Source organism: Campylobacter sp. IFREMER_LSEM_CL1085, assembly GCF_025772235.1.
GTDB lineage: Bacteria > Campylobacterota > Campylobacteria > Campylobacterales > Campylobacteraceae > Campylobacter_D > Campylobacter_D lari_D.
This window is the reverse complement of sequence record NZ_JAKMRU010000040.1, coordinates 1-1,229: the sequence shown is the minus strand read 5'-3', so window position 1 is coordinate 1,229 and position 1,229 is coordinate 1. Positions and strand designations below refer to the sequence as shown.

Below are 1,229 nucleotides of genomic sequence, written 5' to 3'. Positions count from 1 at the left end.
AAATACTCTTTAAAATACTCTTTAAAATACTCTTTAAAATACTCTTTAAAATACTCTTTAAAATTGGAACATTTATTGCTTTAAAAGTTCTAAGCAATATTTTGAAAGGATTTAAAATGGGTTTTAGAATAAACACCAACATAGGTGCAATGAATGCACATGCAAATTCAACTATCACAGCAAGAGAGCTTGATAAGTCTTTATCAAGACTTAGTTCAGGTCTTAGAATCAACTCCGCAGCAGATGATGCTTCAGGTATGGCTATAGCAGATAGCTTAAGATCACAAGCTGCAACTTTAGGTCAAGCAATAAATAATGGTAATGATGCTATAGGTATTTTACAAACAGCTGATAAGGCTATGGATGAGCAGCTTAAAATCTTAGATACTATCAAAGTAAAAGCTACTCAGGCAGCACAAGATGGACAAAGCACTAAAACAAGAAATATGCTTCAAGCTGATATTAATCGTTTGATGGAAGAACTTGATAATATAGCTAATACCACAGCATTTAATGGCAAGCAGCTTTTAAGCGGAAACTTTATAAATCAAGAATTCCAACTCGGTGCGCAGTCAAATCAAACCGTAAAAGCTAGCATAGGTCCAACTCAAAGTTCTAAAATAGGTGTAACTAGATTTGAAACAGGTTCTCAAGCTAAAGACAGTGGTATAGCTCAACTTACTATTAAAAACTATAATGGGGTAGATGATTTTAAATTCCAACCTGTGGTGATTTCTACTTCAGTAGGAACAGGACTTGGTGCTTTAGCTGAAGAGATTAATAGAGTTTCTGATATCACAGGTGTTAGAGCAAATTTCTTAGTTGAAACTACGGGTGTTGGTCCTATAAAAGCTGGTGTTACGAGTGATGATTTTGCTATAAATGGAGTGAAGATAGGTAGAATAGAATATCAAGATAGTGATCAAAATGGAGCCTTAGTAGCTGCTATAAATTCAGTTAAAGATAGCACTGGTGTAGAAGCTTCAAGAGATGCTAATGGTAGACTTGTATTAACTTCAAGAGATGGTAGAGGTATAGAAATAGGTGGTAGTATGGGTCCTGGTGCAGGCATAATGCAAAAAGATTATAAAAACTATGGCCGTTTATCTTTAATCAAAAATGATGGTAAAGACATCTTAATATCAGGAAGTAATCTTTCTACTATAGGTATGGGTACGACTCAAATGATTTCTCAAGCTTCTGTATCTTTAAGAGAATCAAAGGGTAGA

General features: G+C 34.3%; 1 protein-coding gene. It reads left to right on the top strand.

Features of this window, described 5'->3' with window-relative positions; translation table 11 throughout:
* Window positions 1-116 precede the first annotated feature (116 nt).
* On the top strand, window positions 117-1,229 hold a 1,113-nt coding region (locus L8W56_RS08705), incomplete at its 3' end, for a flagellin hook IN motif-containing protein (protein WP_263660027.1).